Origin of the sequence: Hugenholtzia roseola DSM 9546 (assembly GCF_000422585.1) — a bacterium.
GTDB lineage: Bacteria > Bacteroidota > Bacteroidia > Cytophagales > Bernardetiaceae > Hugenholtzia > Hugenholtzia roseola.
This window is the reverse complement of record NZ_KE383881.1, coordinates 73,430-88,142: the sequence shown is the minus strand read 5'-3', so window position 1 is coordinate 88,142 and position 14,713 is coordinate 73,430. Positions and strand designations below refer to the sequence as shown.

At 41.7% G+C, this 14,713-nt stretch carries 11 protein-coding genes; 8 read left to right on the top strand and 3 right to left on the bottom strand.

Annotated features, from left to right (window positions below; translation table 11 throughout):
• Window positions 1-9 precede the first annotated feature (9 nt).
• From G500_RS0113985 to G500_RS0113940, 8 genes are all read left to right on the top strand, one after another.
• A complete protein-coding gene (locus G500_RS0113985; protein WP_027003009.1) occupies window positions 10-792 on the top strand; it encodes a 2OG-Fe(II) oxygenase in 783 nt (260 codons plus the stop codon).
• Window positions 793-885: 93 nt separating this feature from the next.
• The gene (locus G500_RS0113980; RefSeq protein ID WP_154657165.1) at window positions 886-2,106 is read left to right on the top strand and encodes a glycosyltransferase; all 1,221 of its coding nucleotides are present in this window, start codon (window positions 886-888) and stop codon (window positions 2,104-2,106) included.
• Window positions 2,107-2,275: 169 nt separating this feature from the next.
• Window positions 2,276-3,832, top strand: coding sequence for an AAA family ATPase (locus tag G500_RS0113975; RefSeq protein ID WP_027003007.1), 1,557 nt, complete (start codon window positions 2,276-2,278; stop codon window positions 3,830-3,832).
• Window positions 3,833-3,995: 163 nt separating this feature from the next.
• Window positions 3,996-4,841 (top strand): transketolase, encoded by an 846-nt coding sequence (locus G500_RS0113970; protein ID WP_027003006.1) that lies wholly within the window; start codon window positions 3,996-3,998, stop codon window positions 4,839-4,841.
• Between the two features lie 148 nt (window positions 4,842-4,989).
• Window positions 4,990-5,892 carry an alpha/beta hydrolase family protein gene (locus tag G500_RS0113965; RefSeq protein ID WP_027003005.1) on the top strand — a complete coding sequence of 301 codons (903 nt, stop codon included), beginning with the start codon at window positions 4,990-4,992 and terminating at the stop codon, window positions 5,890-5,892.
• Entirely contained in the window at window positions 5,873-6,847 is a 975-nt protein-coding gene (locus G500_RS23570) for a fatty acid desaturase family protein (RefSeq protein WP_035757488.1), read from the top strand. Before G500_RS0113965 ends, G500_RS23570 begins: the two co-directional genes overlap by 20 nt.
• Window positions 6,848-7,759: 912 nt before the next feature.
• Window positions 7,760-9,682: a transcription termination factor Rho gene (gene rho / locus G500_RS0113945; protein ID WP_027003003.1), complete on the top strand. Its 1,923-nt coding sequence runs from the start codon at window positions 7,760-7,762 to the stop codon at window positions 9,680-9,682.
• A gap of 185 nt (window positions 9,683-9,867) precedes the next feature.
• Window positions 9,868-10,590 carry a tRNA1(Val) (adenine(37)-N6)-methyltransferase gene (locus G500_RS0113940; RefSeq protein WP_027003002.1) on the top strand — a complete coding sequence of 241 codons (723 nt, stop codon included), beginning with the start codon at window positions 9,868-9,870 and terminating at the stop codon, window positions 10,588-10,590.
• 10 nt (window positions 10,591-10,600) lie between these two features.
• On the opposite strand, the gene G500_RS0113935 is transcribed toward G500_RS0113940, so the two are convergent.
• The 3 genes from G500_RS0113935 to G500_RS0113925 are packed head-to-tail and all read right to left on the bottom strand — an operon-like array spanning window position 10,601 to window position 14,540.
• Window positions 10,601-12,781, bottom strand: coding sequence for an ATP-binding protein (locus G500_RS0113935; protein WP_027003001.1), 2,181 nt, complete (start codon window positions 12,779-12,781; stop codon window positions 10,601-10,603).
• A gap of 11 nt (window positions 12,782-12,792) precedes the next feature.
• Window positions 12,793-13,458 carry a uracil phosphoribosyltransferase gene (gene upp / locus G500_RS23565; RefSeq protein ID WP_051203631.1) on the bottom strand — a complete coding sequence of 222 codons (666 nt, stop codon included), beginning with the start codon at window positions 13,456-13,458 and terminating at the stop codon, window positions 12,793-12,795.
• 59 nt (window positions 13,459-13,517) lie between these two features.
• On the bottom strand, window positions 13,518-14,540 hold the full coding sequence (locus tag G500_RS0113925; protein ID WP_035757554.1) for an agmatine deiminase family protein: 1,023 nt from the start codon (window positions 14,538-14,540) through the stop codon (window positions 13,518-13,520).
• Window positions 14,541-14,713 lie beyond the last annotated feature (173 nt).

Here is a 14,713-nt window from a genome sequence, read left to right as displayed (position 1 = left end):
TTTTCACCTATGCAACTTATCAATTTAGAAGCACTCAAAAGCCGAACAGAGGCGATTAAGGCTGATTATCAGTCTAAAAAGCCCTTCCGCTACGTTATGTTTGAAAACTTTTTTGAGGCAGAGGTTGCCGAATTGGTTCATCAAAATTATCCGACGATAGCAGATGGACTTTGGGACGGCACAACTTATCTCGACCAAAAGAACAAATTTCAGAAGACTGATTTTGAAGCAGGCAGCGTAATGCACCAACTTTTTACAGAGCTAAACAGCAAGCCCTTTTTGAATTGGATTCAAGAAATTTCAGAAATAGAAGAAGAGCTTATCGGCGATGAACAACTTTTTGGAGGCGGACTGCACCAATCCATCAATGGGGCATTTTTAAACGTACACGTAGATTACAACATTCACCCCAAGACGCAATTTCACCGTCGTCTGAACGTGTTGGTTTATATGAACAAAGATTGGAAAGACGAATACGAAGGACACCTCGAACTTTGGGATTTGACGGGCGAAAAGAAGGTACTTTTAGGCAAATATGCCCCCTCTTTTAATCGTTGTGTTATCTTCGAAACAAACGAAATTTCTTTTCATGGACATCCGAAGCCCCTGAAAACACCTCAGGGAATCAATCGCAAATCTATTGCTACCTATTATTACACCAAAGAAAGACCCGCTCACGAAATTGCAGAGGGACACAATACCATCTATGTCAATACAGAGGGCGCGACAGGTCAGGTAAAACGTTTTACCTCTGGGGTCAGGGCGTTTTTAGAGCGTATCAATAAACAGTAATTGGCACAAAAGCCCTAAGTAGTTGAAAATCAAACGCTATTTAGGGCTTTTTATTTGTTTTATTTTACAATTTATATCTAAATTTTGACAAGTTTGAAAACCTTTATTGTGTATTCCTTTCTGGGTATGAAAGACCCTCTTTTTGGCGGTTTGATGCTTCCCTATTTAAAAGAGCTAAATAAAGATGGCAAATATCAATTTCATCTCATCACGTATGAACAAGATGATTATGCCTTTCACCAACTTGAAAAGGCACAACTTATAGCAGAGCTAAACCGTTACAATCTGAAATGGCACCCCATACAGTACCATACGGGGCGTTTTTTGTTATTAAAAAAAGGATATGATTTTTTTGTTAGTTTTTTAGTCGCATTAAAAATTAAAATCAAATACCGTCCTGCTGCCATTATTGGCTTTCTGACCATTGCAGGGGCTTTCAGCTGGATTCTATCCAAAATTCTGCGGCTGCCCTTGGCGATTTACTGCTTCGAGCCGCATAGCGATTATATGATAGATTTTAATATCTGGACAAAAAATTCTATTAAATACAAACTACTCAATTTTTTTGAGAAAAAGGAAGCCACAGACTGCGATTATTTGGTCGTGCCTACTTCTCACACCCTCGATTTGGTGCAACAGTGGCACACACGCGCCAAGAAAATCTGGACAGCACCTATTTCGGTGGATACCACTTTTTTCCAATTTGAAGCCCAAAAGCGCGAACAAATTCGCCAACACTTAAAGATAGAAGATAAAAAAGTAATCTTATACTTAGGCAAATTTGGCGGACTTTACTACGAACTACCCGAAATGGCGGCTTTTTGTAAGCAGTTAGTTAATGAAAATCCCGATTATTTTCTGCTTATTATTTCGCCACAGCCGAAAATGGAAGTAGAATTGGCTTACCGTCAGGCAGGGGTTGAGGCTGCTCAATTTTGCGTATTGGGGCGCGTGCCTTACGAAGAGGTAAGCGGCTACATCTCCGCCGCCGACATCGGTCTGGTTGCCATTCCGCCCCTGCCTGCCCAAAAATATAGAACGCCTATCAAAGTAGGACACTATTTAGCCTGCGGTTTGCCTTATATTATTGCAGAAAATATTGCAGATGATGATAAAATAGCCAAACAACATCAGGTTGGTATCGTCTATCAAGACCTTTCAGAAGAGGCGGCAAAGCAAATACGCGCCGAAATGCAAGCCCTACTATCGGAAGAGCCGAAGGAAATTCGTGCGCGTTGTCGGCAGGTGGCACTGCAATATCGTAGCATCACACAAGCACGTGAGATTTTAGAAGAAATATTAGCCTTATTTTAATTTTTTAAAATTTCATAAAAAATGTTTAAAAAAATTTATCATAAAATTTATGAATCGTGTCTTTTTTAGCCTTTCCCCTTTTTTCAGACTTCAAAACAAAATAGAGAGATGCTTGTTTTAGGTTTGTGCTGCCGCCCTTTGAAGCAACTCTTAACCTTATCAATTTAAAATGGAAACTTCGCGCAAAGAACGCATTAGAAAATTATTAGAACTTCTTTCTGAACCTATTTTTGAAAAAGAAGAAGCCATGCAGCTTGCCCTGCTCTCGGCTTTGGCAGGCGAAAGCATGTTTTTGTTGGGTCCTCCGGGGGTAGCCAAAAGCCTATTGGCGCGTAGGTTGAAATTTGCTTTTGAGAAAGGACAAGCCTTTGAATATTTGATGAACCGTTTTAGCACGCCTGACGAAATTTTTGGTCCCATTTCCATCAAAAAACTCAAAGATGAAGACAAATATGAACGAATTACAGAACAGTATTTGCCCAGCGCAACAGTGGTCTTTTTAGATGAAATTTGGAAAGCCAGTGCCTCGATTCAAAATACTTTACTTACCGTTTTAAACGAAAAAGTATATAAAAATGGCGAGCAAGAATTGGCTTTGCAGTTGCATGGTATTTTGGCAGCCTCCAACGAACTCCCTCCGCAAAATGAGGGCTTAGAAGCCCTTTGGGATAGATTTTTATTGCGCTATATCATTTCAGAAATTAAAGAAAATGGCAACTTTGTTCGCCTCCTCACCCAAACGCAAGACGTATATGCAGATAATATTCCCAATGATTTAAAAATTTCACAGGAAGAAATACTTAATTGGGAAAAAAAGATAGAAGAAGTGGTACTTCCCGACGAAGTTTTGAGTACGCTGCAAATTGTAAAACTAAAATTACAACAACATGATGAGCAAAATCCCGACCTACCTTTTGCCATTTACGATAGGCGTTGGAAAAAAATTGCGCGGCTTTTAAAGACGGCGGCTTTTCTAAATGGCAGAGAGGCAGTAGATTTGATGGATTGCTTCCTGCTTGTGCATGTGCTTTGGAACGACCCTGCACAAATAGACTTTCTTCGCCAGACCCTTTCCGAGACCATTCGCAAGCATGGCTATACGGTAGCCCTGCAAATTTCGGCTTTAAAACATGAAGTTTTAGATTTAGAAACTGAAATAGAATCTGAAACCCAAGTCCGCTACAAAAGCACAAAAGAGGAACTCTATCCTGTGGAACGTCTTTATTATCAGATACTTAACTTAGAGTCGCACTTAGAAGGAAAGTATCTCAAACGCGCCGAGTTTGATAAATTAGAGCGCGAAGAATGGCAGACGGTTAGCATTTATGATGAAAATTTTAAAATGACTTATCGCATCAAAGCCAAACGCGCTTTAGCCGAAAATGAAATAGAAATTCAGCACAACGCCCAAACGCTTATTTTGAAGATGCGTACCCATCAGGTAGAAAGAGATGAGATTTTATACAAAGCTCCGCACACGCTTCTGAAAAAATATTGGAACGAACAAATCACGCAAATATTGGGCTATATCGATAAACAACTCGATTTTATAGACCAAAATCCGCCTCAACATTTGCAACATTTAGACGATAATCTTTTTGTGCCTAAAAGTTTATCTAAAATTGTACGGGCTAATATGGTTGATACGATAAATACCCTGCACGAGCTGCGCCTGCAAGCCGAAAAAATGCAGCATTATTACTTAGGTTTGGAAAACAAAAAATAAACGTTTTCAATCTAAATTAAATTGCATTAGTTTTTTAAAGGCTTCTGGCTTCCACTCCCTTCCGCTGCCTTTCATGAAGGCGACAAAGAAAGAGCGAGTTTGAAAAAAAGGCTTATCTTTGCAGGCAAAAACTAAACTTCTTCTATTCAAATCGCCTATTTCAATGGAAATCCAAGCCTTAGAACAACTTGCAACCCAAGTTCGCCGCGACATTCTACGCATGACTCACGCCGTACAATCGGGACACCCTGGTGGCTCTTTGGGCTGCACCGAACTTTTGGTCGCCCTTTATCAAAAGATGATGCACCACACGCCACGCCCTTTTTCGATGGACGGCAAAGGCGAAGACCTATTTTTCCTTTCCAACGGACACATTTCGCCTGTTTGGTATAGCGTCTTGGCACGTAGCGGCTATTTTGAGGTATCAGAACTCAATAGTTTTCGCAAAATCAATTCGCGCCTACAAGGACACCCTGCCACAGAGGAGGGCTTGGAGGGTATCAGGATAGCTTCTGGCTCTTTGGGGCAAGGGCTTTCCGTAGCGATTGGGGCGGCTTTGGCTAAAAAACTCAATCAAGATGCGCGTTGGGTCTATGTTTTGATGGGAGACGGCGAAATGCAGGAAGGGCAAATTTGGGAAGCGGCTATGTTTGGAGCGCACAATCAGGTTGATAACCTTATCGCCTTTGTAGATTACAATGGTAGGCAGATTGATGGCGATACCAAAGACGTACTCGATTTGGGCGACCTCAAAGCCAAATGGGAAGCCTTCGGTTGGCAGGTGCATAGTTGCCAAACAGGAAACGACATGGCTTGTGTGGTAGAATGTATCAAAAAAGCACAAGATTTGTCTAAAAAAGGCAAACCTGTGGTAGTTTTGCTCGAAACTGAAATGGGCTATGGCGTAGATTTTATGGTAGGCACGCACAAATGGCACGGCGTAGCACCCAACGACGAACAACTTGCACGCGCCTTAGCACAATTACCCGAAACACTCGGCGATTATTAATAATTTTTTAAATCGCAAAGCCAATCGTCAGCAGGGCGATTGGCTTTTTATACTTAGAAAAAATCCTTAACAATGGGAAAACAACTTTATACCACAAACTTTTACACATTCAGGATTCATCTCTTTCAATATCAAAATATTTAATAGAATGGGAGTCAAAAGAGAAGCCGTTTCTATCAAAAACGAGTTTGAACAAAACAACTCTTTGATAGTAAATATTTTTTCAAATCAGTCTGAAAAGCCAAGAGGCTCAATACTAATTATTCCTGCTACCGCAGTCAAACAAAGTTATTACAAGCACTTCGCTACTTACTTAGCAAATGAAAACTTACAAGTTTTCACTTTTGACTATGCTGGAATAGGAGAGTCAAAACAACAATCTATCACGAAAGTCAAAAATACTTTACACGATTGGGCAAAAGATGCCAACACCGTTTTAAACTATATAATAAAAAACTACAAGCAACCTATTGTGATTATAGGACATAGTATAGGGGCGCAATTTGTTGGGTTTCACCCCACCTTTTCACTCCCACAAGTACTTGGCATTTACTGTATATCCTTACAAAGTGGCTATTTGGGTCATGCCCCGACAGCAATGACGCGCCTACAACTAACTATCCTCTATCGTTTACTAATCCCTTTTTTAACTACTATTTTAGGATATTTCCCCGCTAAGAAGCTAAAATTGGGCGAAGACTTGCCACGCCGAGTAGCATCACAATTTGCAGAATGGTGTAGCAATCCAAAATATAATCTTGATTTTCTAGAAAAAAATCCAGACTTCAACCATTTTAAAAACTTAAAAAAGCCTGTCTTCCTACTGAACTTTTCTGATGATGAATGGGGTACTAGAAGAGCAATCGCGCATCTGCTACCATTGTTCGCAAATTGCGCCATAACACAAGAATACATCAATGTTCAAGAAAGTGGACAAAACAATAAAATTGGACACATGGGTTTTTTTAATCCAAAAACAAGTAAAATTTATTGGGCTAATACTCTAAACTGGATAAACCAAAAACTTAACAATGAAAAGGTCTTATTTTGATAAAAATCTTATGGAGGCATTAAAGCCTTTTGCACAAGAAGATAAACACAAAAGTTGGTTCCATCTCATTACCACTTTACTGACCCTAATATTATTGGAGGTATCTGTATTTTTTACACCTTATACGATACCCAATCTTCTTTTGTCTGTCTTGCTTTCGCTTATTTTTGTGCGTCTTTTTTCAATTTACCACGATGTGATGCATCAAGCTATTTTTAAAAAACATATTCTTGTCATTTTTTTTATGAAACTATACGGCTTATTAGTTCTCAATCCTCCTTCTATATGGCGGCGTTCTCACGACCACCATCACAAAAATAATAGTAAGGTGTATGCCTCTGACATAGGTAGTTATCCAATTGTTACCAAAAAAGAATACCAAAATTTTAGCCGTAAGGAAAAAGTTAAATACACTCTAATTCGTAGTCCATTTACTATTTTTTTTGGTTATTTTTTTATTTTTATGGTAGGAATGTGTTTCATGTCTTTTATTAAAAAGCCTACTAAACATTGGGACTCCCTGCTTGCATTAGTGCTGCACTTTACTATCTTATATTTAGGAATTCATTATCAGTCTCACTTTCTTTTGTACGGATTTTGGTTACCCTTATTCATATCTTCCCTACTTGGGGCATACCTCTTTTATGTTCAACACAACTTTCCTCAAATGCAGTTATTACCCAATACGGAATGGGATTTCTTTTTTGCAGCACTATATTCGACAAGTTATTTTAAGATGTCAAGAGTCTTACATTGGTTCACTGGGAATATAGGTTATCACCACATCCACCACCTAAATGCCCAAATACCCTTTTACAATCTTCCCAAAGCTTTCAAAAATATCAAAACATTACAACAAGTAGCAGTAGTGGAGTGGTCTGTTTCAAGCATTATTGCCTGTTTAAGACTCCATTATTGGGACAACGACGAAAATAAGATGAAAAACTACTTCTAAATTTCCCCTCACGCTCTCTTTTCGTGTTTTTTTTTGCGTTGGGGTTTGTATTTCAAAAAAAAAGAGTATCTTTGTGGCTACATGTAGGGCTTTAAAACCTATGGGCAACCTTCTTTACTTCTCCCTTTTGTTGAAGGTAGTGCCTACTTACTTACTTTTTAGTACGATTTTTGTGCTTACCCGCCTATCTTTTAAAGTCCGACTGTTTTTAAACTTGGTTCTAAATTTGGTGCTACCTACCCTTTCTTAGACAAAACCCAAAGGCATTTGGCACAGATGCAGTGCCTCTATCCTTTCAAAGAGCCACTTCTCCGCCTTTTGTGTCGTATAAAATAAACGCCTTTTGGTTCGCTTCCCTTATTTGAACAAATAGCCTCCCTTTGTGCAGCCTTCCTCTGGCGCACTTCTTATTTTAAAACTTAGACAGCCCCCTCTCTGAATCTTTGCCCTTCCCTGCCCCTACTTGTGGGACAAGTTTTGTACTAATTTTGCGTACTAATTTTGTCGCCTCGCTGCCCGATACGACAGAGGAAAAGAGCAGCCCAAAGCAGCATTGGCATACAATCCTACTGAAAAGTGACTACCTCTTTTTAGATTGTGTCCAAAGATTCGCCCCCAAAACCTCAACCCTTTTTATCGCTTTTTTGAAAGCAGGACGAAAACAAAGCCCCTATTTGTAGGCTTTTATGCTTCAAAAAAGCACCTAAACTTTCACTTTCCACTCTTTTTTTTGTGCCTTCCAACTTTTCTGCACCTTGGGCAGGAAAATGCTTTTATTACGATTACTTTTTATCAGATGCAACCTTCTTTTTTCACCACACTACATTTTTACACTTTTAGCACTTTGGGTTCTTTCAACTTGCCTTTTTCTGCTTTGCGCTGAAAATCTTTCTGAACTTTCTCACCAATCGTATGTATAACATAGACAATCTTAATGACCGACTTCTATCCGAACTACGCGCTATCGCCAACGAGCTTGGCATCAAAAATTATAGCCGCCTGACCAAACAAGATTTGGTAGATAGAATTGTCAATCATCAAACACAAGCCACAAACGCCGAAACGCAAACCACCACAACGACTCCCGCAAACGCCAAACTGCCAGAGCTTCAAGCGGATAGCCCCCAAGAAAATACCACCGAAGTACCCCTTGCAGAGCCGCAGAAGGTACAAAATAAAGATGTCAAGCCCACTAAAAGTGTGCTACCCCCACTTTTTCCCCAAGCCCACAAACACATGGATTCCAACAAAGAGAATCACCACAAAGAGCCACCTACCGAAAATAAGCCCTTCGAAAGCAAACGTCTGACCGAGCGAGGCAATTTTTTTGACCGCCGACGCATGAAGCGCGAAAATGTAACGGAAGTGGAAAACAATACACCACAGACTCCCAACAATCCACCTGCTCAAAATCCGCCCCATAGCTTCATCAAGCGTGAGCGTGCCAATATCATACCCCCACAAGAAGGCGAAAAGTCTGACAAAACCGAAAACAGTGGCGGACATAAATTTGGCGAAAACAAATACGGACAGGAGTCTAAATTTGGCGAACGCAAGTTCGAGCGTTTTTCTGAACGCTTTTCTGAAAGAGGCAATTATTTGGACAAAAAGGCAGAAAAAGCCTTCGAAAAAGCAGAGAAAAACGAGCGCGAAAAACCCGAAACAGGCAGCCAACTGATGCGCAGTTTCAAACGAAATGCAGCCAAAGCCATTAAAGATTTCGAGGGCGTAGTAAGCGCAGATGGCGTTTTGGAGGTCATGAATGAAGGATACGGCTTTTTGCGCTCTGCCGACTACAATTATTTGGAAAGCCCCGATGATATTTACGTAACGCCGATTCAAATTAAGAGTTACGGACTCAAAACAGGCGACTCCATTCGCGGCACGATTCGCCCCCCGAAGGAAGGCGAGCGTTTTTACGGACTTATCTCGATAGAAGATGTCAATGGCAAGCACCCCGACCAAATTCGCGATAGAGTAGCCTTCGAACATCTCACGCCACTTTTTCCAGAAGAAAGGCTCAAACTTTCTACCAAGCCCAACATTTATTCTACCCGCATTTTAGACCTCTTTGCACCTATCGGAAAGGGGCAGCGCGGTATGATTGTGGCACAACCCAAAACGGGCAAGACCGAACTTTTAAAGCAGGTAGCCAATGCCATTGCTGAAAATCACCCCGAATGTTACCTCATCATTTTGCTCATTGACGAACGCCCCGAAGAAGTAACCGACATGGAACGCAGCGTAAAAGCCGAAGTCGTTTCTTCTACCTTCGACGAACAAGCGGAAAGGCACGTCAAGGTCAGCAGCATGGTCTTGGAAAAGGCAAAGCGTTTGGTAGAATGTGGGCATGATGTCGTGATTTTGTTAGATTCCATTACGCGCTTGGCACGTGCCTACAATACCGTTGTCCCTTCTTCGGGTAAAATCCTGACTGGGGGCGTAGATTCCAACGCCATGCAAAAGCCCAAACGCTTTTTTGGCGCAGCGCGAAATGTAGAAAATGGCGGCTCGCTCACCATTATCGCCACTGCCCTTATCGACACAGGCTCGAAGATGGACGAAGTTATTTTTGAAGAATTTAAGGGCACAGGCAATATGGAATTGCAGTTGGATAGGAAATTGGCAAACAAACGCATCTATCCTGCCATAGACATTCCCGCCTCTGGAACAAGGCGCGAAGACCTACTCATGGACAAAGAAAGTATGCAGCGCGTCTGGATTTTACGCAAAAAAATGTCGGACATGAACTCGCAAGAAGCTATGGATTGGCTGCTCAAATATTTGCGCAATACCAAAACCAACGAAGAGTTTTTGGCTTCTATGGACGCTTAACTTCCATCACGAAATAAAATTTGGACTTAAACCCTAAGGGTCTTGAAGACCCTTAGGGTTTGGGGCATAGGATAAGGCAATGTCTTTTCCCTACATTTGCGCCTAACTTACCGCATGAAATCCTAAAAGTCCTAAGTATTTTCAAAAATGCTTAGGATTTTTAAAATAAACGCAAAATATTTTTTATGTTTGCCTTTAAAAAATTTCGAATCTATCAAGAAAAAGTAGGCATGAAGGTTTGCACAGATGCCTGCATCTTAGGCGCGTGGAGTCCGCTCGGTAGTGCGCGGCGCATTTTAGACATCGGCACAGGCACAGGACTTTTGGCATTGATGTTGGCACAGCGAAGTTCGCCCCTGACGGAAATAGAAGCCGTAGAATTTGAAGCCACTGCTTATTTTCAAGCCCTTCAAAATGTGCAGCATAGCCCTTTTGCTCATAAAATCCGCCTTTTTCACACGCCCATACAAGCCTTCAAACCAGCATGGGGTTATGATTTTATTATCGTCAATCCGCCTTTTTTCCAAAACCACACACCCGCACAGGACAAAAATCGCCACTTGGCACTGCACAACGAAAGCCTCCCTTTTCAAGATTTGCTCGCCTCCCTTGTCCGACTTTTGCAGCCACAAGGCAAGGCTGCCATCTTGCTGCCCCCCTACGAAAGTCAATTTTTTGCGACACAGGCAGCAGAATATGGCTTAGAAGTCTGCCAAAAGTTGGTCATTTTTCAGAACCCCGAAGGGAAAGCCATTCGTCAGATTCAAATTTTGAAACGAAAAGAAAGTTTTGTTTCTGATTCAAATATCAAAGAAGACTTTTTTTATATTCACCAAGAAAAAGCCGCTCGCCCCCTTTATACCGAACAAATGCAGCTTCTTTTAAAAGATTTTTATCTTATTTTTTAGTTTCTAATTTTTAGTCTTCTTTTAAAAACAAAGGCAATTCAAGAATAAACGTCGCGCCCTTCCCTACGGCACTTTCTACCAAAATGCGCCCCCTGTGTTTGCGTATGATGTTGTAGGAAATCGCCATGCCCAGTCCTGTGCCTTCGCCTACGGGTTTGGTGGTATAAAAAGGCTCGAAGATGCGCTTTTGTGTTTCCTCGCTCATGCCCAAACCGTTATCGGTGAGGTAGATATAGACACAATCCGCCTTTTTTTCGGTTCGAATTTGAATTACGCCCTTTTCTATGATATTTTGCTTTTGTGCCTCTTTGATGGATTGGCTCGCATTGGTGAGAATGTTCATCAAAACCTGCTGAATCTGCCCCGAAAAACAGTAAAGGGTAGGCATTTCCTCCTCTTGAAAAAGGATATCGATGTCTTTGGTTTCGGCTTTGAGCAAAAGAAGGGCAGTATCCAAACACTCGGCAAGGTCGGCAAGGTGCATCTGCTCCTCGTTTTCTACGTGCGAAAAATTGCGCAAAGCCCTCACAATTTCGGCAGTTCGGCTTGCCCCTGTGTTTATATCAGCCAAAAGTTGCGAAATTTCCTGCCCGTATAATTTCAGATGACTTTCCACTTTTTTATGGGAATCGTTACGCGCCTTTTCTGCTGTTATCGCTGCTTCTGCGGCGTTTGGCTGCTCGAATTGTTTTCTAAGTTCTTGGTCTATAAGTTCTAATAGTTCGTCGAGATGCGTTTGGAGAGCCAAAATGCCACCTTTGACAAAATTGATAGGGTTATTGATTTCATGGGCGATACCTGCCGTAATTTGCCCAATAGAAGCCATTTTTTCCGACTGTATGAGTTGGGACTGCGCCTCTTTAAGTTCGGAAAGCGTCTTGCTAAGGGCTTTTCCGCTTTCTGTTTCGCGGTCTAAGGCGGCTTGCAGTTGGGTAGCGGTCTGTCGCAAAGCTCTTTCAGAAACTTTCAAATCCTCGAAGGCTTGTTTGATAACTTCCTCTGCGCCCCTGCGCTCGCTAATATCCTGCAAAACGGCAATGGCATACTCTACCTCCCCCGTTTCCGAATCGCGAATAGGGGCAACGGTCATTTCTATCGGCAAATCGCTCCTTCCTACCTGAAAAAGAAGCGAAGAAGTCTGATTGCCTTCCCTGCCTTGTAGGGCTTTTTGCAGCGGAAAATCCTGCCACTGATGCGCCGTTTGAGAAGGAAAACGAACCTTGCGCCGCTCCAAAATGTTGGTAACACGCTGCTCTGCTACCTCTCCCAAATCGAGTTCGAAGGTAGTGAGGGCAGTTTTGTTGCAATAAAGAAAGTATAAATCGGGGCGCACTACCCAAATTCCAAAAGGGATATGGTCTAAAATCTTGAAAAGCCGCTCTTTGCTGGCATTGAGCTGATTGCGCGATTTTTCTAAAATACCCAACTGCCGAATAAGGATAAGTTCCTGATTTTTAAGCTGTTGTGTGCGTTCCTCTACGCGCTGCTCCAAAAGAGCCTGCTGACGCAATAGCTCACTGTTTAGGGTCTGCAATTCTTCCTGATTCTGACGCAATTCCTCGTCTTGCTGTTGCAATTCTTCATTTTTTTGTTGGGATTCTTCTATTGCCTTTCCTAAAAAGCGTTCAGAAGTCTGCCAAGCATACATCATCAGCATCGTGATAAGGATAGAAAAGGTAAGCACCGAAAGCCAATTGAGATAGTACATACTTCTAATTAGCTGTGCTTCTAACTCAAAACTTGTGAAAAATTGAAGCGTCCAGAAATCAGAGATAAAAAAGCCTATCACCCCTGCCAATAAGAAAGTAAAGCAGTATTTTTTTTCGCTATCTTTATCATACAAAAACACAACTAAGATAAGCAACCCCAAATAAAGGGTCTTCGATTCGAGTTCGCGCCAAAGTTGTTGGTATAAAAAAGTTCCCAGAAAGGAAAGCAGCAAGTAGCTATTTTTTGCCCATAATGTTTTGCCAAAATAATTGAAAAGCAAAGGCAGAAGGTATAAAAAGGCAAAAATCCAAGCAGTCGCACCTACCGAAATTTGGTATTCGAATAGAAAGAGATAGCCCCAGAAAAAGTTGGTTAGCAGCATATACAAAGAAAGCGCATTGAGCATGCGAAGTTGGTATTTTGGGCGAATACCTGCATTTGCTTCTAAGCCTATATCCAAAAAAGTGAAAAGCAGTTTCAAAATTGAAGATATTAAAATAAATTTTCTATATTTTTGTACCAAAAGCCAAATCCCCCTGCATCTCCTAAGCCGGGTACGATATAGGCATGGTCGTTCAGGTGAGGGTCAAGCCCGACAGTCCAAAGGGAAGCCTGTGGAATTTTCTGACCAATAAAATCCGCCCCTTGTTGGCTTGCAATAACGGCAGCGATATGCAGCTGTGCAGGCGTTCCAAACTTTTCTAAGGCTTGATAGACCTTCAAAAGCGACTTACCAGTGGCGAGCATGGGGTCTATCAAAATCAGGGTGCGCCCTTCCAAAGAGGGCAAAGTTGCATATAATAAATCAATATCAAAACTCAAATCAGCTTGATGTGCCTGTCGATAAGCACCCACAAAACCGCTATCTGCCCCATCAAAAAAACGCGCAAAGCCTTCATAAAAAGGCAATCCCGCTCTCAAAATAGGCAATAAAATAGGCACTTGTGCGAGCGAAGGTGCGTTTATGGTAGCCAGCGGCGTTTCTATCTTTTGGGTAGGATAAGCAAAGGTTTTGGAAATTTCATAAGCCAAGATTTCACCCAGCCGCTGTAAATTGTAGCGAAAACGAAGCCTATCCTGTTGTATGTCTTTATGTCGCAATTCATACAAATATTGAAGGGCGATAGAAGGGTTTTGGTTTAGCACAAATAAGGACATAGGTTTTTAAATTAGAGTAAAAATTGAGGTAGAATTAGAATAGAAATAGGGTATAAAAATTAAGCAGGATATTGCATCGTGAGGCAATGTAGCGAGCCATGCTGACGGATAATGGGCAAACAATCTATGCCTACGATTTCCCTATCAGGGAAAACTTCGGAAAGCAGGGCAAGTGCTTGCGCATCTTTTTCAGGGTCTTGGTAGGTAGGAACTAAGACTGCACCATTGATAATCAAGAAGTTAGCATAGGTAGCAGGCAGGCGATGGCTATCTTTTGGGTGAAAGGCAGGCTTTGCAAAGGGCAGGGCAAAGAGGCGGTAGGGCTTGCCTTCGGCTGTGCGCAAACGCTTTATCTCCTCCTGCATTTTTTCGAGTTCTTGGTAGTGGCTATCGCTTTTATCTTCGGGCGGCGCAACATACACAATCGTATCTTCGGTGCAAAGGCGAGCTAAGGTATCGATGTGCGCATCAGTATCGTCGCCTTCCAGATGCCCATGTTGTAACCAAAGTACGCGATTTGCCCCAAAAAAATGCTTTATTTTTTCTTCAATCTCCTCTTTTGAAAACTTCGGATTGCGCTCTTTTGAAAGCAGGCAGTTTGTTGTGGTCAGGATAGTGCCTTTGCCGTCCGATTCTATCGCGCCGCCTTCCAAGACAAAATCTACAATTTCTACCTTGTGTTTTAAAAAATCGCGCTTCGAAAGGTGCTGCGTAATTTGATTGTCTAAATCGGCTTTGAATTTATTACCCCAACCATTAAAGGTAAAATCTAAATGAACTTTTTTACCGTTTTCAATCACCGTAAGCGGCGCGTGGTCTCTTGCCCAAGTGTCGTTAGAAGGTATGGCAGCCACAGTCAGGTGCTGCGGACTTAGGTGCGATAGAGCCTTTGCCGTCGCTTCTTTGTCCTGACAAACGACTAAAAGTTTTTGCCTTTTGGCAATCTCCTCGGCGATTTTGATAAAAATAGGCAAAACCTCCTCGTAATCCTCTGCCCAATCAGATTGCAGGTGCGGAAAGGTAAGCTGTACCATGCTTTGCTGCTCCCATTCGGCAGGCAGGCGACGTGAGATAGTAGTCATAAGAAGCAAGAAAGAGTAATAAAAAAGAATGGTTTTAATGATAAAAGAACAACTTTTGAGCAAAAACACTAAGAGCTTCAAGACCCTTAGTGTTGGTGTTTGCTTAGTGTTTGAAATCGCAACAAAATCTTGAAGGCGATTCAGGCGAAAAACAGAAAGTCTTATGAAAAACT

Coding starts and splice junctions, on each gene's coding strand:
- upp (WP_051203631.1), bottom strand. CDS start 13,458: ATGTCCTTATTTGTGCTAAACCAAAACCCTTCTATCGCCCTTCAATAT.
- G500_RS0113985 (WP_027003009.1), top strand. CDS start 10: ATGCAACTTATCAATTTAGAAGCACTCAAAAGCCGAACAGAGGCGATT.
- rho (WP_027003003.1), top strand. CDS start 7,760: ATGTATAACATAGACAATCTTAATGACCGACTTCTATCCGAACTACGC.
- G500_RS0113940 (WP_027003002.1), top strand. CDS start 9,868: ATGTTTGCCTTTAAAAAATTTCGAATCTATCAAGAAAAAGTAGGCATG.
- G500_RS0113925 (WP_035757554.1), bottom strand. CDS start 14,540: ATGACTACTATCTCACGTCGCCTGCCTGCCGAATGGGAGCAGCAAAGC.
- G500_RS0113975 (WP_027003007.1), top strand. CDS start 2,276: ATGGAAACTTCGCGCAAAGAACGCATTAGAAAATTATTAGAACTTCTT.
- G500_RS23570 (WP_035757488.1), top strand. CDS start 5,873: ATGAAAAGGTCTTATTTTGATAAAAATCTTATGGAGGCATTAAAGCCT.
- G500_RS0113965 (WP_027003005.1), top strand. CDS start 4,990: ATGGGAGTCAAAAGAGAAGCCGTTTCTATCAAAAACGAGTTTGAACAA.
- G500_RS0113970 (WP_027003006.1), top strand. CDS start 3,996: ATGGAAATCCAAGCCTTAGAACAACTTGCAACCCAAGTTCGCCGCGAC.